At 67.9% G+C, this 20,399-nt stretch carries 17 protein-coding genes; 11 read left to right on the forward strand and 6 right to left on the reverse strand.

From position 1 onward, the window contains the following. The first annotated feature begins 8 nt into the window (after positions 1-8). A complete protein-coding gene (locus V3B48_RS13365; protein ID WP_032130290.1) occupies positions 9-905 on the forward strand; it encodes a M48 family metallopeptidase in 897 nt (298 codons plus the stop codon). A 563-nt stretch (positions 906-1,468) separates the two neighbouring features. On the opposite strand, the gene xseA is transcribed toward V3B48_RS13365, so the two are convergent. Further along, positions 1,469-2,800, reverse strand: coding sequence for an exodeoxyribonuclease VII large subunit (xseA, locus tag V3B48_RS13370; RefSeq protein ID WP_329893876.1), 1,332 nt, complete (start codon positions 2,798-2,800; stop codon positions 1,469-1,471). Between the two features lie 44 nt (positions 2,801-2,844). After that, positions 2,845-3,915 carry a tRNA epoxyqueuosine(34) reductase QueG gene (gene queG / locus V3B48_RS13375; protein WP_107431255.1) on the reverse strand — a complete coding sequence of 357 codons (1,071 nt, stop codon included), beginning with the start codon at positions 3,913-3,915 and terminating at the stop codon, positions 2,845-2,847. Positions 3,916-3,938: 23 nt separating this feature from the next. Between queG and V3B48_RS13380 the strand changes: the two genes are divergently transcribed. The 6 genes from V3B48_RS13380 to V3B48_RS13405 all read left to right on the forward strand — a co-directional run bounded on the left by V3B48_RS13380 (position 3,939) and on the right by V3B48_RS13405 (position 11,475). Beyond that, positions 3,939-5,423, forward strand: a complete 1,485-nt coding sequence (locus V3B48_RS13380; protein WP_329893877.1) for an NAD(P)H-hydrate dehydratase — start codon at positions 3,939-3,941, stop codon at positions 5,421-5,423. After that, the gene (gene tsaE, locus V3B48_RS13385) at positions 5,420-5,902 is read left to right on the forward strand and encodes a tRNA (adenosine(37)-N6)-threonylcarbamoyltransferase complex ATPase subunit type 1 TsaE (RefSeq protein ID WP_032130506.1); all 483 of its coding nucleotides are present in this window, start codon (positions 5,420-5,422) and stop codon (positions 5,900-5,902) included. The genes V3B48_RS13380 and tsaE overlap by 4 nt, the downstream gene beginning before the upstream one ends. An 82-nt stretch (positions 5,903-5,984) precedes the next feature. Continuing rightward, positions 5,985-7,547: an N-acetylmuramoyl-L-alanine amidase gene (locus V3B48_RS13390; RefSeq protein ID WP_329893878.1), complete on the forward strand. Its 1,563-nt coding sequence runs from the start codon at positions 5,985-5,987 to the stop codon at positions 7,545-7,547. A gap of 121 nt (positions 7,548-7,668) precedes the next feature. Further along, the gene (mutL, locus tag V3B48_RS13395; protein WP_121505054.1) at positions 7,669-9,576 is read left to right on the forward strand and encodes a DNA mismatch repair endonuclease MutL; all 1,908 of its coding nucleotides are present in this window, start codon (positions 7,669-7,671) and stop codon (positions 9,574-9,576) included. Positions 9,577-9,587: 11 nt separating this feature from the next. Next, the gene (locus V3B48_RS13400) at positions 9,588-10,520 is read left to right on the forward strand and encodes a DUF1684 domain-containing protein (RefSeq protein ID WP_049401240.1); all 933 of its coding nucleotides are present in this window, start codon (positions 9,588-9,590) and stop codon (positions 10,518-10,520) included. A 1-nt stretch (position 10,521) separates the two neighbouring features. Next, the gene (locus V3B48_RS13405; protein WP_285301632.1) at positions 10,522-11,475 is read left to right on the forward strand and encodes a TraB/GumN family protein; all 954 of its coding nucleotides are present in this window, start codon (positions 10,522-10,524) and stop codon (positions 11,473-11,475) included. Between the two features lie 74 nt (positions 11,476-11,549). Here the strand turns inward: V3B48_RS13405 and phaR are convergent, their stop codons facing one another. The 3 genes from phaR to gluQRS all read right to left on the reverse strand — a co-directional run bounded on the left by phaR (position 11,550) and on the right by gluQRS (position 13,951). Continuing rightward, entirely contained in the window at positions 11,550-12,089 is a 540-nt protein-coding gene (gene phaR / locus V3B48_RS13410) for a polyhydroxyalkanoate synthesis repressor PhaR (RefSeq protein ID WP_032130258.1), read from the reverse strand. 183 nt (positions 12,090-12,272) lie between these two features. Next, positions 12,273-13,013 carry an acetoacetyl-CoA reductase gene (gene phbB, locus V3B48_RS13415; protein ID WP_049401241.1) on the reverse strand — a complete coding sequence of 247 codons (741 nt, stop codon included), beginning with the start codon at positions 13,011-13,013 and terminating at the stop codon, positions 12,273-12,275. A gap of 17 nt (positions 13,014-13,030) precedes the next feature. Then, positions 13,031-13,951 (reverse strand): tRNA glutamyl-Q(34) synthetase GluQRS, encoded by a 921-nt coding sequence (gene gluQRS, locus V3B48_RS13420; RefSeq protein ID WP_277779460.1) that lies wholly within the window; start codon positions 13,949-13,951, stop codon positions 13,031-13,033. Between the two features lie 93 nt (positions 13,952-14,044). On the opposite strand from gluQRS, the gene htpX reads away from it, so the two are divergent. Beyond that, on the forward strand, positions 14,045-14,911 hold the full coding sequence (gene htpX / locus V3B48_RS13425) for a protease HtpX (RefSeq protein WP_032130252.1): 867 nt from the start codon (positions 14,045-14,047) through the stop codon (positions 14,909-14,911). A gap of 655 nt (positions 14,912-15,566) precedes the next feature. On the opposite strand, the gene V3B48_RS13430 is transcribed toward htpX, so the two are convergent. Next, positions 15,567-16,394, reverse strand: coding sequence for an inositol monophosphatase family protein (locus V3B48_RS13430; protein WP_049401244.1), 828 nt, complete (start codon positions 16,392-16,394; stop codon positions 15,567-15,569). Positions 16,395-16,514: 120 nt separating this feature from the next. Here V3B48_RS13430 and V3B48_RS13435 point away from each other — a divergent pair, with 120 nt between their 5' ends. From V3B48_RS13435 to V3B48_RS13445, 3 genes are all read left to right on the forward strand, one after another. After that, on the forward strand, positions 16,515-17,285 hold the full coding sequence (locus V3B48_RS13435) for an RNA methyltransferase (protein WP_049423915.1): 771 nt from the start codon (positions 16,515-16,517) through the stop codon (positions 17,283-17,285). 76 nt (positions 17,286-17,361) lie between these two features. Continuing rightward, complete coding sequence (locus V3B48_RS13440) at positions 17,362-18,264, forward strand: phosphate/phosphite/phosphonate ABC transporter substrate-binding protein (protein ID WP_032952775.1); 903 nt, start codon at positions 17,362-17,364, stop codon at positions 18,262-18,264. Further along, positions 18,261-20,387, forward strand: a complete 2,127-nt coding sequence (locus V3B48_RS13445) for an EAL domain-containing protein (protein ID WP_032130248.1) — start codon at positions 18,261-18,263, stop codon at positions 20,385-20,387. The genes V3B48_RS13440 and V3B48_RS13445 overlap by 4 nt, the downstream gene beginning before the upstream one ends. The last annotated feature ends 12 nt before the right edge of the window (positions 20,388-20,399 follow it).

Raw genomic sequence — 20,399 nt, forward strand, 5'->3', positions numbered from 1 at the left:
CCGACCCGATGCGCAATGATCCCTTCTCCCGCTCGCCGCAAGGCCCGCAACGGCGCGGCCTGTTCGGCAACATCCGCTGGTGGGTGCTGTTGCTGGCCGCCGGCTATGCGGTCTTCTACTGGTTTTCCAACCGCACGGTGGATCCGTATACCGGCGAGAAGGTGATGATCGACAGCAGCCTGGATGCGCGGCAGGAGACCGCTTTGGGGCTGCAGGCCTACCAGCAGATCCTGTCGCAGGAACGGCCGATGGATCCCAATGCGCCGATCGCGCGCGATGTGCGCGACATCGCCCAGCGGCTGATTGCCAAGGTCGATGTGGTGGAGACCGCGCTGGCCCAGGAGCACGGCGTGCAGCCGGCGCATTTCGCGCGGGATTTCCAGTGGGAAGTGAATGTGATCCCATCCGAGCAGGCCAACGCGTTCTGCCTGCCGGGCGGCAAGATGGCGGTCTACACCGGGCTGGTGCCGGTGGCGCGCACCCGTGATGCGATGGCGGTGGTGATGGGCCATGAGATTGCCCATGCGCTGCTGCGCCACGGTGCACAGCGGATGGCCCAGCAGAAGCTGACCCAGATCGGGCAGGTGGCCGGCGCCGCCAGCGGCATGGATGCGCAGCAGCAACAGATGATGATGTCGGCGATGGGTTATGGGTATCTGCTGCCGTATGCGCGCAGCCACGAGACGCAGGCCGATGAAGTGGGGCTGATGCTGGCCGCAGCGGCGTGCTTCGATCCACGCGAGGCGGTGCCGCTGTGGCAGCGCATGGGCCAGGCCAGCGGTGGCCAGGCGCCGCCGGAATTCTCCTCGACCCATCCCAACCCGGGTACCCGCATCCAGAACCTGCAGGCGTTGATGCCGAAGGCGCTCGAGTACCGGCAGAAGTTCTGCGAGCAGGCAAAGTAGAGGGTTGTTCGGCAGGGCTGCGCCCTGCACCTGCCGAAGCAACAGCAACAGCAACAGCGTGCATTCCGGGGGATGGCGGGGTGGGTCCGGTTGCGGGAGACGCCGTAAACCCGTCCATGGGGGCTTGGCCGCGGCATCCATGCCGCGGACACTCCCGCAACCGGACCCACCCCGCCTTCGACAGATTCTCGCAATCTGTTCGCTCTTCTGTAGAGCCGAGCCATGCTCGGCTCAAATCGTTCCGATATCGAAATATTCGATTCCGATCGAGATTCATCCACGCATGCGTGGATCTACCGTGTCGACCAAGGTCGACAACTACCAACAGCCTCCGGAATCTGTCAGAGGCGGGGGGGGGGGGGGGGGGGGGGGGGGTGGGCGCGGGCGGCGCGCCGCCCCCGGCCCCCCCCCCCCCCCCCCCCCCCCCCCCCCCCCCCCCCCCCCCCCCCCCCCCCCCCCCCCCCCCCGCCATCCCACGGAATACTCGCTTTTGACGTTGACGTTGACGTTGCCTTGGCTTGAAGCCTCTGCAGGTGCAGGGCGCAGCCCTGCCGAACAACCCTTTACTTGACCTGCACCTCGATCACGCCGTCGCCAACACGGGCCTGCAGGGCGTCCCCCGGCTGCACCTGGTCGACGTGCCGCACCAGGGCACCGTCGTCGCTGCGGGTCAGGATGCTGTAGCCACGCGCCACGGTCGCCAGCGGGCTGACGGCTTCCAGCGAACGCGCCAGCCCGCGCAGGCGCAGTGCATCGCGTTCCAGAAGACGCTGCATCGCAATCTGTGGGCGCCCGCGCAGGGCAGCCAGGCGGCGCTGCATCGCGTCGAGCTGGCGTTGCGGATGGTGCCCGCGCAGCACCGCCGCCGCATGGCGCAGGCGCGCGGCACGGCGTTCCTGCTGCTGGTTGAAGGCGGCATGCAGGCGCCGACCCAGATCCAGTTGGCGGCGGCGCAGCAGGTCCAGCCGCGCCTGCGGGCTCTGTGCGTTCAGGCGCAGCAGGGCGCGGTCGGCGCGCTGCATCGCCTGCTGCATCGCATGCCGTTGCAGCTGCACCATGCGCGCTGCAGTCCGGCGCAGGCGCAGGGCCAGTTCGCGCTGGTCGGGTACCAGCAGTTCGGCCGCCACCGACGGCGTCGGTGCGCGCAGGTCGGCGGCAAAGTCGCTGAGGCTGAAGTCGGTTTCGTGTCCCACCGCCGACACCACCGGGGTGCGGCTGGCGGCGATCGCTCGGGCCAGGGCTTCATCGTTGAAGGCCCACAGGTCTTCCAGCGAGCCGCCGCCGCGGGTCAGCAGGATCACGTCGTAGCGGCCACTGGCGTCGGCGGCCTGCAGCAGGCGGGTGATCTGCGCGGCGGCACTGCTGCCCTGGACCAGGGTCGGCAGCAGGTCCACTTCCAGCAGTGGGAAGCGGCGGCCGAGCACGCTCAGCACGTCGCGTACGGCGGCACCGGTGGGCGAGGTGATCACTGCCAGGCGCTGCACGTGCGCCGGCAGCGGCCGCTTGCGTGCGGGGTCGAACAGGCCCTCGGCCTCCAGGCGTACCTTCAGCTCCTCGAAGGCGCGGCGCAGCGCGCCTTCGCCGGCTTCTTCCATGTGGTCCAGCACCATCTGGTACTCGCCACGGGCGTCGTACAGGGTCACCTTGCCGCGCACCAGCACGCGCATGCCTTCGCGCGGCACGAACTTCAGGTACTGCGCCTTCATCCGGAACATTGCTGCGCGCAGCTGCGCACGTGCGTCCTTCAGGGTGAAATACAGGTGCCCGGAGGCAGGGCGCGCCACGCTGCCCAGTTCGGCCTCGACCCAGATCGCCGGGAAGCTGCCTTCCAGCAGGTCGCGGGCCAGGGTGTTGAGCTGGCTGGGGGTGAGGATGTCGTTGTTGCGTGGCTGCATGGGAACGGCGTGCTGCGGGCGGAACGGGGGCTCAGGATCGCACGTCAGCGCACCGTGTGCTGGCCCAGCGCCCACTGCACGTGTTCACGCACCAGCGGCGAGGGATCATCGATGCGGGTATGCAATGCGGCGAGCGCTTCGGCAGAGGACGGTGCGTTGCCCAGGGCCACGGCGATGTTGCGCAGCCAGCGTTCATGGCCACTGCGCCGGATCGGGCTGCCTTCGGTACGGCGCAGGAACTCGGCTTCATCCCAGGCGAACAGCTGGTCCAGCCGCGCGGTATCGAGGTTGTTGCGCGCGCGGAAGTCGGCTTCGTCGGTACGCTTGGCGAACTTGTTCCAGGGGCAGACCAGCTGGCAGTCATCACAGCCGTAGATGCGGTTGCCGATCAACGGCCGCATCTCTTCGGGAATGGCGCCGTCGTGCTCGATGGTCAGGTAGGAGATACAGCGCCGCGCGTCCAGCCGCTGCGGGCCGGTGATGGCCTGGGTCGGGCAGACATCGATGCAGCGCGTGCAGGTACCGCAGTGTGCTGTGGCCGCTGCATCGATCGGCAGCGGGATATCGATGTAGATCTCGCCGATGAAGAACCAGGAGCCGCCATGGCGGTCGATCAGGCAGGTGTGCTTGCCGATCCAGCCCAGGCCGGCATTGCGCGCCAGTGCGCGTTCCAGCACCGGGGCGGAATCGACGAATACGCGGTAGCCCAGCGGTGCCACTTCATCGTTGATCTGCGTGGCCAGCTTCTGCAGGCGGTTGCGCATCAGCTTGTGGTAGTCGCGACCCAAAGCGTAACGGGCCACGTAGGCGCGGCCCGGGTCGGCCAGGGTTGCCCAGGCTTCGGTGTCGTCCTTGTGGCTGTAGTCCATGCCCACCGAGATCACCCGCACGGTGCCGGGCAGCAGTTCGGCCGGGCGCGCGCGCAGGGTGCCGTGGCGCGCCATCCAGTCCATCGTGCCGTACAGGCCCTGGCCCAGCCAGTCGGCCAGGTGCGCTTCATCCTCGCCCAGCTCGATGCCGGCGATGCCACAGCGCTGGAAGCCATGCGCACGGGCGAGTTCACGGATGCGCTGCACGGCCTGGGCCGGATCGACAGGGGCGGGGACGGGGGACATGTGCACCAGTATAAAATCCCCGCATGGCCAACCTTGCCGATCTGTTCGATTCCGCTGCCGCGCGTGCGCTTGATGCGCAGGCCTCGGCGCTGGCCGCAGAGGGCGGTTGGGGCCTGATGGCACAGGCCGGCCAGGCCGCCTGGCAGTGCCTGCTGCAGCATTGGCCGCAGGCGCAGCGGATTGGCGTGGTGGTTGGTGCGGGCAACAACGGCGGCGACGGCCATGTGCTGGCCCGCCATGCGCTGCAGGCCGGACGTGAGGTGACGGTGATCGCCTTGCCGGGGAAGCCACCGTCAACCGCGCTGGCACAGCGTGCAGCATCGGAATTCACATCCGACGGCGGCACCATCACCGATTTCGACGGCGCGCTTCCCGAGGCCGATATCTGGGTCGATGCCCTGTTCGGGCTGGGCTTCGATCGCGTGCCGGAGGGCGTGGCGAAGACGCTGATTGCCGCGCTCAACGCGCAGGCGGCACCGGTTCTGGCGCTGGACGTCCCCAGTGGCGTGGATGCCGACCGCGGCGCCGTACCGGGCGAGGCGGTGAGGGCGGCGCTGACCGTGCAGTTCATCGTGCCGCATCGCGGGCTGTACACCGGCGATGCGCTGGACCATTGCGGGCGGAAGGCGCTGGCGCCGCTGCAGCTACCCGCGGCCGCATGGCAGGGCGTGTCACCCGCTGCGCAGCTCTGGACGCAGGTGCGCCTGCCAGCCCTGCTGCCGCCGCGCCGCACCAATACCCACAAGGGCGAATCCGGGCACGTGCTGTGCGTCGGCGGCAACCATGGCAGCGGCGGCGCCATCGCGATGGCGGCCGAAGCCGCCTTGCGCGCGGGTGCTGGATTGCTGAGCCTGGGCACCCGCCGCGACCACGTTGGCCCGTTGCTGGCTCGGCTGCCCGAGGCCATGACCCATGCACTGGAAGATGGTGACGCGCTGCCGGCACTGCTGGACAAGGCCAGGGTGGTGGCGATCGGCCCCGGTCTGGGCCAGGACGAATGGGCGCGCGCACTGTTTGCGCGGGTGCTGGCCAGCGCCAGGCCACTGGTGGTCGATGCCGATGCACTGAACCTGCTGGCGCAGGATCCGCGCGCGCTGCCCGACGCCATCCTTACGCCACACCCGGGCGAGGCCGCGCGCCTGCTGGGTTGCAGCACGTCTGACATCCAGGCCGATCGCTTCACCTGCGCACAGGCACTGGCCGAGCGCTTCCACGCCGTGGTGGTGCTGAAGGGCGCCGGCAGCATCGTCGCAGCGCCGGGGCAACGGCCACGACTGATCGCGGCTGGCAATCCCGGCATGGCCGTGGGTGGCATGGGAGACCTGCTGACAGGCATCATCGCCAGCCTGCGTGGGCAAGGCCTGGCCGCCTTCGATGCCGCCGCCGCTGGTGCGCTGTTGCATGCGCTTGCCGGCGACGTCGCTGCCGCCGACGGCGCGCGCGGCCTGCTTCCAACTGATCTGCTGTCGCCGCTGCGGCGACTGGCCAACCCGGAACTTTCCCGATGATCGATTTCTTCCTTGCCGACAGCGATGCCACTGAACTGCTCGGGCAGTGGCTGGCCGCCACCCGACCGCCGCAGGCGCTGGTCGAACTGCGCGGCGACCTGGGCGCCGGCAAATCCACCACCGCCCGCGCACTGCTGCGCGCACTGGGCGTGCAGGGGGCGATCCGCAGCCCGACCTACACCCTGGTCGAGCGCTATCCGCTGGCCAGCGGTGGCGAGGCCTGGCATCTGGATCTGTACCGGATCGGCCAGGCCGGCGAGCTCGATTTTCTCGGACTGGACGAGGGCAGCGCGGTGTTGTGGCTGGTGGAATGGCCGGAACGCGGCGCTGGCGCGCTGCCGCCGACCGACCTGGTGGTGGCGCTGGAGATCGAGGGGCAGGGGCGTCGCGTCCGTCTCACTGGAGCCAGCGACGTCGGACATGAATGGCTGGAACGGCTCCCCCAAGGGGGCGACTTGCAGGCCATTTCTGTCGGCTGACGAGAACAAACACCGGCAGGTTACGGATTATTAAGGAAAAAGGTGTTGCATTCCGTTCAGCGCGGTGATTGAATCCTGAGCCATGCGCCCGGGGAACCGTCTCATTGCCATCTGTGCCGCCGTCGGACTGAGTCTGGCGAGCGTCAGTGCGTGGGCCGGTGAAGTCCGTCAGGTCCTGCTGAATACCGGCGCCACCGGCACCCGTGCCGAGATCTCGCTGGTCGGCAGTGGCGGTTACAAGACCTTGTCGCTGGCCGGACCGAACCGCCTGGTGGTCGATTTCCCGGACTCCAGCGCCATACGCAACCTGAAAATGCCGGCCGCGCAGGGCGTGGTCACGGCGGTGCGTACCGGACAGCCGGTGCCGGGGACCTTCCGTGTCGTTTTCGACCTCGCTGAATCGGTGGCGCCGTTCCGCCCACAGATGCAGCGCGAAGGCAATGAATCCAAGCTGGTGATCGAATGGCCGGGCGATGGCCCGGCCATGGCCGCCAGCCGCCCGCCAGCGACGCCGGCGGTGCAGCCGCAGGCACCGGTCAACACGCCCGCACCGACGCCGGCCGAGAGCGCGCAGTCGCGCAACGACGCCGCGCGCGCCACCGCGCTGTTGACCGCGCAGGTACAGCAGCAGGCCAGCGCCGCCGCTGCCACACCGGCTACTCCGACCCCGGCCCCGTCCACTGCACCGGCCCAGGTCGCGGCAGCGGGCACGGCTGCCAGCAGTACGCCGTCCGCATCGCCGGCTGCGATCCTTGCCGGCCAGCGTACCGCCGCCGTGGTAACCACGCCGCCGGCCACAGCGCCTGCACCGGTTCCGACCACGGTGGTGCCACCGCGTCCGGCCATGCCCAGCGATGCCTCGCGCATCCGCATGCAGGCTGGCATGCGCCACCTGGTGGTGGCCATCGATCCGGGCCACGGCGGCCAGGACCCCGGTGCGATCGGCCCGACCGGCAAGCGCGAGAAGGATGTGACCCTGGCCGTAGCGCGTGAACTGGCCCGTCAGGTCAACGCGACGCCGGGCCTGAAGGCCTACCTGACCCGCGACAGCGACGTGTTCATTCCGCTGCCGATGCGCGCGCAGAAGGCGCGTGCGAACAAGGCCGACATCTTCATTTCGATCCATGCCGACGCGGCGGAAAACCGTTCGGCCACGGGCTCGTCGGTGTACGTGCTGTCGACCAAGGGCGCCTCTTCGCAGCGCGCCCGCTGGCTGGCGGACAAGGAAAACGCGGCCGACCTGGTCGGTGGCGTGCGCCTGCAGCAGACCGAAGGCACGCTCGCCAACGTGCTGCTGGATCTGGCCCAGAGCGGCTACATGAAGGCGTCCGAGGACGCCGCCGGCCATGTGCTGGGCGGCCTGAAGCGGATCGGCAACAACCACAAGCCGAACATCGAGCGCGCCAACTTCGCGGTGCTGCGTACTTCGGACATGCCGGCGATGCTGGTGGAAACCGCGTTCATCTCCAATCCGGATGAAGAGCGCCGCCTGATCGACCCGGCCTACCAGCGCAAGATCGCCGGTGCGGTGCTGGACGGCGTGCACACGTTCTTCAGCCGTCAGCCGCCGCCGGGCACGTTGTATGCCGCCCGGGCCCAGGCCGAGATCGACGCCGCCGGCACCATGGCCGGCGGCAGCAAGTAACCCGCCGAAGGCGGGTTACTGCTTTCTGTAGAGTCGAGCGGCGCTCGACTGGGCCTTCCCGGTAGCCCGTCAGTCGAGCATGGCTCGACTCTACCCTCGGCCGCTCCGTTATCATCCCCGCATGACGTCTGCTACCCATCCGCGCCCGATCCGGCCGTTGCCGGAGATCCTCATCAACCAGATCGCCGCAGGTGAAGTGGTCGAACGTCCTGCGTCGGTGGTCAAGGAACTGGTCGAGAACGCGATCGACGCCGGCGCCAGCCGCGTCGATATCGACCTTGAGGAGGGCGGTGTCCGCCTGATCCGCATCCGTGACAACGGCAGTGGCATCGCACCGGAACAGTTGCCACTGGCGGTCTCACGCCACGCCACCAGCAAGATCGCCGATCTGGACGATCTTGAATCGGTGGCCACGCTCGGCTTCCGTGGTGAGGCGCTGCCCTCGATCGCATCGGTCAGCCGCTTCACCCTGTCCTCGCGCCGCGCACATGACGAACACGGTTCGGCACTGCAGATCGAAGGCGGCAAGATCGGCGAAGTGACCCCGCGCGCGCATGCGCCCGGCACCACGGTGGAAGTGCGCGAGCTGTTCTACAACGTGCCGGCGCGGCGAAAGTTCCTGCGCGCAGAACGCACCGAACTGGGCCATATCGAAGAATGGCTGCGTTCACTGGCGCTGGCGCGGCCGGATGTCGAACTGCGCGTGTCGCACAACGGCAAGGCCTCGCGCCGCTACAAGCCGGGCGATCTGTATTCCGATGCGCGCCTGGCCGAAACACTGGGCGAGGATTTCGCCAACCAGGCCGTGCGTGTGGATCACAGCGGTGCCGGCCTGCGGCTGCACGGCTGGATCGCGCAGCCGCATTATTCGCGGGCCAGTGCCGACCAGCAGTACCTGTACGTCAACGGTCGCTCGGTGCGCGACCGTAGCGTCGCCCACGCCGTGAAGATGGCCTATGGCGATGTGCTGTATCACGGCCGCCAACCGGCCTACGTGCTGTTCCTGGAGCTTGACCCGACCCGCGTCGACGTCAACGTGCACCCGGCCAAGCACGAGGTGCGCTTCCGCGACTCGCGGCTGGTGCATGATTTTGTCTACCGCACGCTGAAGGATGCGCTGGCCGATACCCGCGCCGGCATGTCGGTGCAGGACATCGGCGCCGGCTCCGCGCATCCGGTGGATGCAGGCGCGGCACCGATGCTCTCCAGTGCGGGTGCCTCCGGTTTCGGTCTGGTACGCGGTGCCGCACCTGGGGCCGGTTCGAGTGGTGGCGGTGGTGGATTCTCGGGTTGGCGCCCGCAGCAACCGCTGGGATTGCAGGTGGCCGATGCACCGGCGGCTTATGCCGCGCTGTATGCCGCACCGGCCGGCGCCGAACGCGGTGCTGCGCTGCCGCCGATGCCGACCGAGAACGGGCTGCCGGTCACCAGTGCCGACGCTGGCGTGCCACCGCTGGGCTACGCGATCGCGCAGCTGCATGGCATCTACATCCTGGCCGAGAACGCCGAAGGCCTGATCGTGGTCGACATGCATGCGGCACACGAACGCATCGGTTACGAGCGGCTGAAGAACGCGCACGATGGCATCGGCCTGCAGTCGCAGCCGTTGCTGGTGCCGATCACGCTGGCGGTGGGCGAGCGCGAAGCCGACACCGCCGAGAATGAAAGTGAAACCCTGGCCGCACTCGGCTTCGAAGTGACCCGTGCCGGCCCCGGTGCGCTGCACGTGCGCAGCATTCCGGCGCTGCTGGCGCATGCCGAACCGGAAGGCCTGCTGCGCGATGTGCTGACCGACCTGCGCGAACACGGCCAGAGCCGGCGCGTGGCCAGTGCACGCGACGAACTGCTGTCGACCATGGCCTGCCATGGGGCGGTGCGCGCCAACCGGCGCCTGACCGTGCCGGAAATGAACGCGCTGCTGCGCGACATGGAAATCACCGAGCGGTCCGGCCAGTGCAACCACGGCCGGCCGACCTGGGCCCGTTTTTCGCTGGCGGAGATCGACCGCTGGTTCCTACGCGGACGTTGAGGGGAGCATCGATGCGTTATCGGGGAATGGGCGGCCTGCTGGCCGCTTTGGTGTTGGCCGCCTGCAGCCCGGCAACGCCGCCGGCACCGGCCTCGGCCGCGGAGGATCCGTCCTATGCCGCCGAGCAGCAGCAGTGGCGGGTGGCACGCTATCAGGACCTGACCCGGCCCGATGGCTGGACCGCGCTGGTCGGCCTGCACTGGCTGCAGAACAAATCCCACTTCGTCGGCAGCGGCGCGACCAATGGCATCCGCCTGGCGGTTGGGCCGGACAAGCTGGGCCTGCTGCGCCGTGAAGGCAGCCAATGGTGGTTCACGCCCGAAGCCGGTGTGGATGTCAGCCATGATGGCCAGCCGGTGCGCGGCCGCATCCGCATCGACACCGACAAGGATGCGCAGCCGACGCTGCTGGCTTTCGATGGCGGCAAAGGTCAGCTCAGCATCATCCGCCGCGGTCCGCGCGATGCGCTGCGGGTCAAGCACGCCGATGCGCCGGCACGTCGCGATTTCGGTGGGCTGGAGTACTGGCCGGGCGGCCCGGACTGGCAGGTGCAGGCGCGCTTCATCGCGCACCCGCCGGGCAAGACCCTGCCCATCGTCGACATCACCGGCCTGACCACCGAAATGCCCAATGCCGGCGCGGTCGAGTTCCAGCGCGATGGCCGCAGCTGGCGGCTGGAGGCGATCGGTGCGCCGGGGCAGCCGCTGTTCCTGATCTTTGCCGATCGCACCAGTGGCCGTGGCAGCTATCCGGCCGGTCGCTATCTGGATACCGATGCCCCCGCTGCCGATGGCACCGTGCGCATCGATTTCAACCATGCCTACAACCCACCGTGTGCGTTCACCGCCTACGCGACCTGCCCGTTGGCGCCACCCGAAAACCGGTTGGACCTGCGTGTGGAAGCGGGCGAGAAGGCGTACCACCTGCCTGAAGGAGAAGGCTGATATGCCGATCAGATCCCTGTTGCGTGCCTCCGTTCTGTTGGCGGCCTGTGCGCTGGCACCGCTGGTTGCAGCGCGTACCGTGCAAGCCGATACCACTGGCGCAGCGGCGGCCAAGCCGCCGGTGCCGTTGCTGTGGAAAGTGACCGGTCCGGGCGATTCGCGCCTCTACCTGCTCGGTTCCTTCCACCTGCTGAAGCCGCAGGACTACCCGTTGTCGCCCGATGTCGAACAGGCGTTCGAGGCTTCGCAGCGGGTCGTGTTCGAACTGTCGCCGGAAGACATGCAGTCGCCACAGTTGGCCAGCCGCATGGTGCAGGCTGCGGTGCGCACCGATGGCAGCGAGCTCAAGCGCGATCTCGATGCCGCGACCTGGCAGAAGCTGCAGGTGTTCGCCACCGAAAACAAGCTGCCGCTGGCGCAGATGCAGGGGATGAAGCCGTGGTTTGTCGGCCTGAGCATTTCGGTCGGGCAGATGCAGAAGCTGGGCCTGGACCCGGCACTGGGCCTGGACCGTCACTTCATGGAGCGTGCGCAGAAGACCGGGCGCAAGACCGCGGGACTGGAAGACATCGACACCCAGATCGGCATGCTCGACGGAATGACGCTGCAGGAACAGCGACAGATGCTGGCCGAAGCGCTGGACCAGGCCGGCAAGGCCGACGAGCAGGCACGCCAGCTGCACGACGCCTGGCGCCGCGGTGACGAGCGCGTGCTGTGGACCCGGATGGCGGCGGAAATGCGCCAGCAGTATCCGCAGCTGTATCAGCGCATCAATACCGGCCGCAATGACGCCTGGGTGCCGAAGCTGCTGCCGTACCTGCAGGCAGGGCAGGGCGGTACGCTGGTGGTGGTGGGCACGCTGCACCTGCTGGGCAACGACGGCGTGGTCGAGAAGCTGAAGGCGAAGGGTTACAAGGTCGAGCGCGTATGCACGGGGTGCAAGGCGAAACGCTGACGTATCGTTGGCGCGATGCCAAACAAAACGGCGCGCCAGGGGCGCGCCGTTTTCGTATCAGCCGATGCTGCAGCTCAGCGGCGGGTCTTGCCGCCGGTGCCGGTGCCCGGTTCGTTCGGCTTGTTGCCGGTACCTGCGCCGGTTCCCGTTCCGGTGCCGCCCGGACGCGGGCCACCGAAGCCCGTGCCCATGTTGCGCTGGAATTCCTGCCACAGCTCCAGGTTGCGCTCGGTCAGCTGGTTCATCATCGCCCACGGGGTCTGCCCCAGCAGGTTGCCCATCTGCTGGCGGAACTGCTGCTGCTGGTCGAGGAAGACCTGCATGCTGCGCTCCAGGTAGTTGCCCATGAAGCCCTGCAGGGAATCGCCGTAGAAGCGGATCAGCTGGCTCAGCAGCTGGGTGGACAGCATCGGTTCGCCGTCCTGTTCCTGGTCGGCGATGATCTGCAGCAGGACCGATCGCGTGAGGTCGTCGCCGCTCTTGGCGTCGCGGACTTCGAAGTCTTCACCGTCCAGGATCAGCTGGCGCACGTCCTCGATGGTGATGTAGCTGGAGATCTCGGTGTCGTAGAGACGGCGGTTCGGATACTTCTTGATGATGCGGGTCGCAGCCATGAAGCGGTACTCGTCACAGTAGACGCGCAGCATGGCGCAGTGCAGCAGCCGTTGCAACCGCCTCAGCCCCCGCCAGGCTTGGCTTTCGGCGGCGATCATGTTGCGCAACAAGGGTTTGCGTGCTGCGCAGCATGACCATCGGCAGGGGCCGGCGGCGTTCGCAGCGAGGGCCCGCTGCGCGGCTTACCAACCCATATGGTGGCCGCCGTTGATGTCCAGGTTGCTACCGGTGATCCACGAGGCTTCATCGGCGACCAGGAACGAGACGCCGTAGGCGATTTCCTCCGGCTTGCCCAGGCGTCCGGTGGGGATGTCGGCGATGATCTTGGCACGCACCTCCTCCGGCACCGCCATCACCATGTCGGTAGCGACGTAGCCGGGCGAAATGGTGTTGACGGTGATGCCGAAGCCGGCGTTCTCGCGGGCCAGCGAGATGGTGAAGCCGTGCATGCCGGCCTTGGCCGCCGCGTAGTTGGCCTGACCGTACTGGCCCTTCAGGCCGTTGATCGAGCTGATCTGGATGACCCGGCCCCAGCCGCGGCGGCGCATGCCCTCGATGACCGGACGGGTGACGTTGAACACCGAATTGAGATTGGTGTTGATCACATCGTGCCACTGGTCTGCGCGCATGCGGTGGAAGGTGGTATCGCGGGTGATGCCGGCGTTGTTGATCAGGATCTCGACCGGACCCAGTTCGGCCTCGACCGCGCGCACCAGCGCTTCGGCGCTGTCCGGATCGGAGACATCGCCCGGGAAGATCGACACGCTGTAGCCGCGTTCGGTCATCGCCTGCTGCCAGGCGCGGGCCTTGGCCTCGTCGCGGTAGTTGGTGGCGACCCGGTGGCCCTGGTCGGCCAGGCGTTGGCAGATGGCGGTACCGATGCCGCCGGTTCCGCCGGTGACCAGTGCGACGCGAGATGTCATGGAGTGCTGTCCGGGTATCAGGTGGGGGAAGGGTGATTCTGCAACATCGGCGCGGAAAGTGCGCCGGCCGGCAACAGGATGTCGCTACGCGACAACCGCGCCGGGTCGAAGGCCCGCCGAGCGGCGGCCAGCAGCGCGTCCAGATCGTGTGCCTGCGCCAGCGCCTCAGGGGCTTGGCCGAGCAGCTGCCAGAGCTGGCGCAGCACCGGCAGCGGGCGTTCGCTATCCACCGGCAGCGCCGCCAGTGACTTGGACAGCTTGTGGCCCGGTGTATCCAGCAGCAGCGGCAAGTGCCAGTAGCGCGGCACCGCCAGGCCCAACGCCTGCTGCAGCAGGATCTGCCGTGCGGTGGAGTCGAGCAGGTCGGCACCGCGCACCACTTCGGTCACCCCCTGCGCGGCGTCATCGACCACCACCGCCAGCTGGTAGGCCCAACAGCCATCGGCGCGGCGCAGCACGAAGTCGCCGACCTCGGCATGCACGTCCTGCTGCTGCGGGCCGCGCAGGCCATCGTCGAAGTGCACAAGGCTGCCGGGCGGCACGCGGAAGCGGACGGCCGGGTCCGGTCGTGGTTGCCGGGCGACGCAGCGATGATGGATGCCGCCGCCGGCGGCAAGGTCGCTGCGGCTGCAGTGGCAGACAAAGGCCTGGTCGCTGGCGAGCAGTTCATCCAGCGCGGCCTGGTAGGCCTCGCCGCGCGTGCTCTGCCAGAGTACCGGGCCATCGTGGACCAGGCCGAACGCGGCCAGCGCCTGCAGCTGTGATTCCGCCGCACCGGGCACGGTGCGCGGCGGGTCGACGTCTTCGACGCGCAGCCGCCACAGGCCGCCGTGATGGCGGGCGAGCAGCCAGCTGCCGAAGGCGGCGAGCAGGGATCCGGGGTGGAGCAGGCCGGTCGGCGAAGGGGCGAAGCGGCCGCAGGGAATGGGGGAGGTCATGCTGGCTGAATCGTCGGTCAGGTTGGCGCTTGAATTCAAGCTGACCGCACCGCAAATTGATCGATATCGACCCCTTCCGAGCCGGAATTTCCCATGTTCACCCGTATTGCCCTCTTCCTGGCCACGAACTTTGCCGTGCTGATCCTGGCCAGCATCGTGATGTCGCTGTTGGGAACCGACCCCAGCAAGATGAGCGGCCTGCTGATCATGGCCGGCATCTTCGGTTTCGGTGGCTCCTTCATCTCGCTGCTGCTGTCCAAGTGGATGGCCAAGCGCTCCACCGGCGCGGTGGTGATCACCGAGCCGCGCAACCAGACCGAGCGCTGGCTGCTGGCCACCGTCGAGCGCCAGGCCAAGGCGGCCGGCATCGGCATGCCCGAAGTGGCCGTGTATGAAGGTCCGGAGATCAATGCCTTCGCCACCGGTGCCAACCGCAACAATGCGCTGGTCGCGGTGTCCACCGGCCTGCTGCACAACATGAGCGAAGACGAGGCCGAAGCGGTGCTGGGCCACGAGATCGCCCACGTCGCCAACGGTGACATGATCACCATGGCCCTGCTGCAGGGCGTGTTGAACACGTTCGTCATCGTACTGGCCCGCGTGGTCGGCGGCATCATCGACAGCGCGCTGTCGGGCAACCGCGAAGGCGGCGGCCGCGGCTTTGCGTACTACATCATCGTGTTCGTGCTGGAGATGGTGTTCGGCCTGTTCGCCACCATGATCGCGATGTGGTTCTCGCGCCATCGCGAATTCCGCGCCGATGCCGGTGGTGCCTCGCTGGCCGGCCGCCAGAAGATGATCTCGGCGCTGGAGCGCCTGCAGCTCAACCACGGCCAGAGCACGTTGCCGACCCAGATCGCGGCGTTCGGTATTGCCGGTTCGACCGCGAAGAAGCTGTTCATGAGCCACCCGCCGCTGGAAGAGCGCATCGCCGCGCTGCGGGCGTCGACGGTGGCGTAAGCCTCCGTACTTCCGCGGTAGCGCAGGAACGCCTGGCCTCGCGCCGGGCGTTTTTGTTTGCGCGCGCACGCATGGGTGGTGCCGGGATCATTTCCGCGACCGCGGAGGGGTGTCACTTTCTTTGCTCGTGCAAAGAAAGTAACCAAAGAAACACGCCGCCGGGGCGCGAGCCGATGCTGCGCATCGGTACCCTGCGCTCCTCGGTCCGTCGAGGGACGGTGCGGGAACTCGCTGCGCTCAGACACCCGCATCTCTTCGCCCTCGCCGGACCTGCGGTGCTCGGCTCGCTCAAGGCGGACCCAAGGTCAAATGCCACAGCCGCACCCGGTTGACCCACGCCACGCGTGGATGCTGTTGCCGTTGATCTTGACCTTCCAGTCCGCCTTGAGCGAGCCGAGCATCGCAGGGGAATCAGGGGCGAAGAGGCGCCGGTGTTTGAGCGCAGCGAGTTCGGCGCCGTCCCCTGATTCGCCGAGAAGCGCAGGGTACCGGCGCGTAGCGACGGCTCGCGGCTGGCGGAGCGTTTCTTTGGTTACTTTCTTTGCGCGCAAAGAAAGTGACACCCCTCCGCGGTCGCGGAAACGAATCTCCGTGCGCACAAACGAAAACGGCACCTTCGCAGGTGCCGTCTCCATGAACCGCGTCTACGCGCAGATCAGAACTTCGCGTCGAACTCCGCCGCGTAACCGGTGTTGACCAGTACCTTCTGCAGCGACTCGGCCACCTTCAGGTTGCCGGCCACGATCTGGTGGGTCTCCGGACCGCGGTTGTCCATGCGGCCCAGGGTCGCGCCCTTGAAGTCGCAGACCTTGCCGCCCGCTTCGCGGACCAGCAGCAGGCCGGCAGCGATGTCCCATGCCTTCACGCCGGCTTCGAAGTAGGCGTCGGCGCGGCCGCAGGCCACGTAGGCCAGGTCCAGTGCCGCCGAGCCGGTGCGGCGGATGTCTTCGCCGTGTACCAGCAGGGCGTCGACCGCCTTCAGCTGGGCGCTGGCGCGGTTGCGCTCACGCGGCGCGAAGCCGGTGTGGATCATGGTGCCTTCCAGATCCTTGCGTTCGGCCACGCGGATGCGGCGGTCGTTCAGCACGGCGCCGGCGCCACGGCTGGCGGTGAACAGTTCATTGCGCAGCGGGTCGAAGATGACCGCATCGGTCGGCTCGCCATTCTCGACCAGGGCGATCGACACGCAGTAGTGCGGCACGCCGCGCAGGTAGTTGCTGGTGCCGTCCAGCGGGTCGATGACCCACATGTGGCGACGCTCGCCCTGCACGCCGCCTTCCTCGCCGAATACACCGTATTCGGGGTAGGCGCGCTTGAGTTCCTTGACGATGACCTTTTCCGCGTCCGCATCCACTTCGCTGGCGTAGTCCATCCGGCCCTTCTGCACCACGTTCAGTGCCTCGAGCTTGTTGATGTTGCGCAACAGGACGTTGCCGGCGAGGCGGGCGGCCTTGACCATGACGGTTACGGCGGGTTTCTGCATGGCGTGGGCTCCCGGAAAGGCAGAAGAGATGGACTGGCGGGGGAAAAGAGCGGGTCCGGCGCAGTGGCCGGCCGCACAGTTTACCATTGGTCATCGTCCAGCTCGACCTTTTCCCTGTTCATGTCCCAGTTTCCTGCCGCCACCCGCCTCCGATTCGTCCTGGTCGGTACCCAGCACCCCGGCAACATGGGCGCCGCCGCCCGCGCCCTGAAGACCATGGGCCTGGCCCGCCTGGTGCTGGTTGCCCCCGAAAAGCCACTGGACGAGGAGGCCTTCCGTCGCTCGGCCGGTGCCGAAGACGTGCTGGGGGATGCCCCGGTGGTGGCCACCCTGGCCGAGGCGGTGGCCGATTGCCGCCTGGTGCTGGGCTGCACCGCCCGCGCACGCCGCGTCCAGCTGGAGGAGTACCTGCCGGCCGATGCCGCTGCCCGCGCGGTGGCCAAGGCCGGCGAGGGCGCCGAGGTGGCGCTGGTGTTCGGCCGTGAGCGCACCGGCCTGACCAACGAGGAACTGCAGCTCTGCCATGCAGCGGTGCACATCCCGTCCGACCCGGAGTTCAGCTCGCTCAACCTGGCTGCCGCCGTGCAGGTGCTGGCCTATGAAACGCGCATGCAGCTGCTGGGCGCGCAGCCGGCCACCGATGCCGAGCCTGGCTTCCGCGAACAGGCGGCCAGCCACGAGCAGATGGAGAGCTTCTTCGCCCAGCTTGGCGACACGCTGGACGAGATCGATTTCCACAAGGGCCGCGCCCCGGAATCGGCGATGCGCAAGCTGCGCCGCCTGTTCCTGCGCAGTGAGCCGAGCGAGCAGGAAGTGCGCCTGCTGCGCGGCATCCTCGCCGACACCCAGCGCATGGCGCGACTGGCCCAGGCAGGCGGCAAGGACAGCTGACGACGTTCTCATTTTTTCGGGTAGTCTGTCCGGATACCCAGGGGGGATGAAGCCTGTGTCGGGTCTGCGAAAGGCAATGCAGGGGGGACTGCTGAGCCTGGCCATGGTCCTGCTGGCCGGGACGGTGCGTGCAGCACCGGACCCGGTGCTGGTGCTGGGCCGGATCAGCGATGATCCCAAGGCCCATTACGAGCAGCTGCAACCATTGCTGGACTACGTGGTGGCGCGCATGCACGACGTTGGCATCAAGGAGGGGAGGATCCTGATGGCACGCGACCCGCAGCAGATGGCCAGCTATCTGCGGCGGGGCAGGGTCGACTGGGTCACGGAAACCTCCGGTACGGCGGTGGCGCTGGGCCAGCGCAGTGGCGCCCGTCCACTGCTGCTGACCGAGCGCAACGGCGTGCGTGATTACCAGACGGTGTTCTTCGTGCGCCGCGACAGCCCGATCCAGCGCGTGCAGGATCTGCGGGGCCATCGCCTGGCCCTGCAGAACACGGCGTCCACCAGTGCCTATCTGGTGCCGGTGATGACGTTGCTGCAGGAGGGCCTGTCGCCCCAGATCCTGGCCGGTGCATGGGACATGCCGGGCCGGGACAGTGTGGGTTACGTATTTGCACGCAGCGAGCTGAACATCGCGACGTTCGTGCACAAGGGGGTGGTTGACGTGGGGGCGGTGAGCAGCGTGGACTGGAACGACGAGCGGCGGATGCCGGCAGCGTTCCGGCGCGACTTCCGCGAGCTGCTGCGCACCGAGCCCTACCCGCGTGCGGTGGAGATGGTCCGCGCCGACCTTGATCCACGCGTGCGCGATCGCCTGCAGGAAGTGCTGCTGCAGGCAGCCAGCGACCCGCAGGCACAGGGGGCGCTGCATCGGTTTTTTGGCACTTCCGGGTTCCACCGCGTCGATGCGCATGCGCAGCAGCGGTTGGATGAATTGAAACAAGGATTGACGCGCGTGCGGATGGAAGTGGAATGAAGTGGCTTGGCTCGGGGATGCAGGCCCGGTTCCTGCTCGCGATGGGCGGGGCGATGGTCGTGGTGATCGCGATCCTTGCGGTGTTGTTGGGGCGGCAGGCCGCGATGCAGGGCGAGGTGCGCAACCTCAGCGGCGGCGTCATCCATGAATTGTTCGACCGCAGCGTGCGCAGTCGCGGCGAGGCGATGGCGCGTGAGCTGTCCGACGCGCTGGCCAACCCGTTGTACTACCGTGACCTGGACCAGGTGGGCGTACTGGTGCGCAGTACCGCGCGCCAGCCCGTGGTGCGCTATGTACTGGTGTTCGATGAACGCGGCCGGCTGGTACACGATGGCTCGGTCGAGGTGTCTGGATTCGGTCAGCCGATGGCCGATCCACTGGCACCCAAGGCCGCGGCCGCGCAGATGCTGGTCGTGCAGGAATCGCCGAAGGTGCTCGACAACACCATGCCGATCATGATCGGCAACCAGCGCATTGGCGGCGTCCGGGTCGGCATGGCGCTGGATGAGGTGCAGCAGCGCGAGCAGGCGGCCAACGCCACCCTGGGCGAGCGCCTGCAGCAGGTCGGCAGCCGTCACCTGGGCTGGTTGCTGCTGATGCTGGGCCTGCTGGTGGTGATCGGCGTGGTGGTGATCCTGTACGTGCAGCGCACCCTGGTCGCGCCGATCCGTGATCTTGCCGTCGCCGCCCGCCGCATCGAGGCCGGTGACTACCAGACACCCCTGGCCGAGAACACCCGCGACGACGAGGTCGGCGAACTGGTCCGCGGTTTCGCCCGGATGCGCGATGCGATCGCACGCCATGACCGCGAAGTGCGGCGCATGGCCTATACCGACGCGCTGACCGGGCTGACCAACCGGCTGGCATTCCGCGAGGCGCTTGATCATCGGTTGATGGCGGCCCGTGCCGCCAATCACCGGCTGGGCCTGCTGTTCGCCGATATCGACGATTTCAAGCGGGTCAATGACACCCTTGGCCACGAGGCCGGCGATGAGGCATTGCTGCAGTTCGCCCAGCGTATCGGCCGCGCGGTCACCGAGGCCGGGGGCGATGAAGCCCTGCTGGCCCGCTTCGGCGGCGACGAGTTCGTGATCCTGGTCGGAGATGGCGACGTGGCGGCCAATGCGCGGCTGCTGGCCGAAGTGCTGGTGCGCGAGCTGGGCAAGCCGCTGGTGGTGCAGGGCAGGGAACTGTTCCTGGGCACCTCGATCGGCGTGACCCTGTTCCCCGACGATGCTGCCGATGCGACCACGCTGCTGAAGAACGGCGACATCGCCATGTACCAGGCGAAGATGGCCGGCAAGAACTGCTATCGCTATTACAGCCGGGCGATGGACCATGCGGTCGAGCGTCGCGTGCATATGGAACAGGAGCTGCGCGGCGCCTGGGAGCGCGGTGAGCTGCGCCTGGCCTACCAGCCGATCTTCCGCATGCGCGACCGCCGCATGGTCGGTGTTGAAGTACTGCTGCGCTGGCAGCATCCGACCCTGGGCACGATCCCGCCCTCGGTGTTCATCGAGGTGGCCGAGCAGAGTGGCCTGATCGAGATCATCGGCCCGAAGGTGCTGCGTGCGGCCTGCATGGAGGCCTCGCAGTGGCCGCGCGGGGCAGCGGGCGATGATCTGTTCGTGTCGGTCAACGTGTCACCGCGGCAGCTGCGTGGCGGCGAACTGCCGGCACTGGTCGCGCAGTGCCTGCATGAGTCCGGGCTGCCGGCGTCGCGCCTGCACCTGGAGCTGACCGAAACCGCCGTGATCGGCGACGAGATGGTTGCCGCGCAGCTGCTGGACAAGCTGCACCGCACTGGCGTGAAGGTGTGGCTGGACGATTTCGGTACGGGCTTCTCCGGGCTCAGTCATCTGCGCCAGGTGCCCGTGGACGGCGTGAAGATCGACAAAAGCTTCGTTGCCGACATGCAGCGCGATCCCGACGACCTTGCGCTGACCACGGCGATCATCGCCATGGCCCACGCGCTGGGCATCACCGTGGTGGCCGAGGGCATCGAGCAGCAGGCACAGTTCGAGCTGCTGGCGCAGCGCGGCTGCGACCTTGGCCAGGGCTACTGGCTGAGCCACCCGGTGACCGCCACCGAAGTGGTGCGGATGATCGAATCGGGCGTCTGACCCCAAAAAAGG

This window comes from Stenotrophomonas sp. SMYL20, assembly GCF_036320045.1.
GTDB classification, from domain to species: domain Bacteria; phylum Pseudomonadota; class Gammaproteobacteria; order Xanthomonadales; family Xanthomonadaceae; genus Stenotrophomonas; species Stenotrophomonas maltophilia_A.

Coding starts and splice junctions, on each gene's coding strand:
- V3B48_RS13365 (WP_032130290.1), top strand. CDS start 9: ATGCGCAATGATCCCTTCTCCCGCTCGCCGCAAGGCCCGCAACGGCGC.
- xseA (WP_329893876.1), bottom strand. CDS start 2,800: ATGCAGCCACGCAACAACGACATCCTCACCCCCAGCCAGCTCAACACC.
- queG (WP_107431255.1), bottom strand. CDS start 3,915: ATGTCCCCCGTCCCCGCCCCTGTCGATCCGGCCCAGGCCGTGCAGCGC.
- V3B48_RS13380 (WP_329893877.1), top strand. CDS start 3,939: ATGGCCAACCTTGCCGATCTGTTCGATTCCGCTGCCGCGCGTGCGCTT.
- tsaE (WP_032130506.1), top strand. CDS start 5,420: ATGATCGATTTCTTCCTTGCCGACAGCGATGCCACTGAACTGCTCGGG.
- V3B48_RS13390 (WP_329893878.1), top strand. CDS start 5,985: ATGCGCCCGGGGAACCGTCTCATTGCCATCTGTGCCGCCGTCGGACTG.
- mutL (WP_121505054.1), top strand. CDS start 7,669: ATGACGTCTGCTACCCATCCGCGCCCGATCCGGCCGTTGCCGGAGATC.
- V3B48_RS13400 (WP_049401240.1), top strand. CDS start 9,588: ATGCGTTATCGGGGAATGGGCGGCCTGCTGGCCGCTTTGGTGTTGGCC.
- V3B48_RS13405 (WP_285301632.1), top strand. CDS start 10,522: ATGCCGATCAGATCCCTGTTGCGTGCCTCCGTTCTGTTGGCGGCCTGT.
- phaR (WP_032130258.1), bottom strand. CDS start 12,089: ATGGCTGCGACCCGCATCATCAAGAAGTATCCGAACCGCCGTCTCTAC.
- phbB (WP_049401241.1), bottom strand. CDS start 13,013: ATGACATCTCGCGTCGCACTGGTCACCGGCGGAACCGGCGGCATCGGT.
- gluQRS (WP_277779460.1), bottom strand. CDS start 13,951: ATGACCTCCCCCATTCCCTGCGGCCGCTTCGCCCCTTCGCCGACCGGC.
- htpX (WP_032130252.1), top strand. CDS start 14,045: ATGTTCACCCGTATTGCCCTCTTCCTGGCCACGAACTTTGCCGTGCTG.
- V3B48_RS13430 (WP_049401244.1), bottom strand. CDS start 16,394: ATGCAGAAACCCGCCGTAACCGTCATGGTCAAGGCCGCCCGCCTCGCC.
- V3B48_RS13435 (WP_049423915.1), top strand. CDS start 16,515: ATGTCCCAGTTTCCTGCCGCCACCCGCCTCCGATTCGTCCTGGTCGGT.
- V3B48_RS13440 (WP_032952775.1), top strand. CDS start 17,362: ATGCAGGGGGGACTGCTGAGCCTGGCCATGGTCCTGCTGGCCGGGACG.
- V3B48_RS13445 (WP_032130248.1), top strand. CDS start 18,261: ATGAAGTGGCTTGGCTCGGGGATGCAGGCCCGGTTCCTGCTCGCGATG.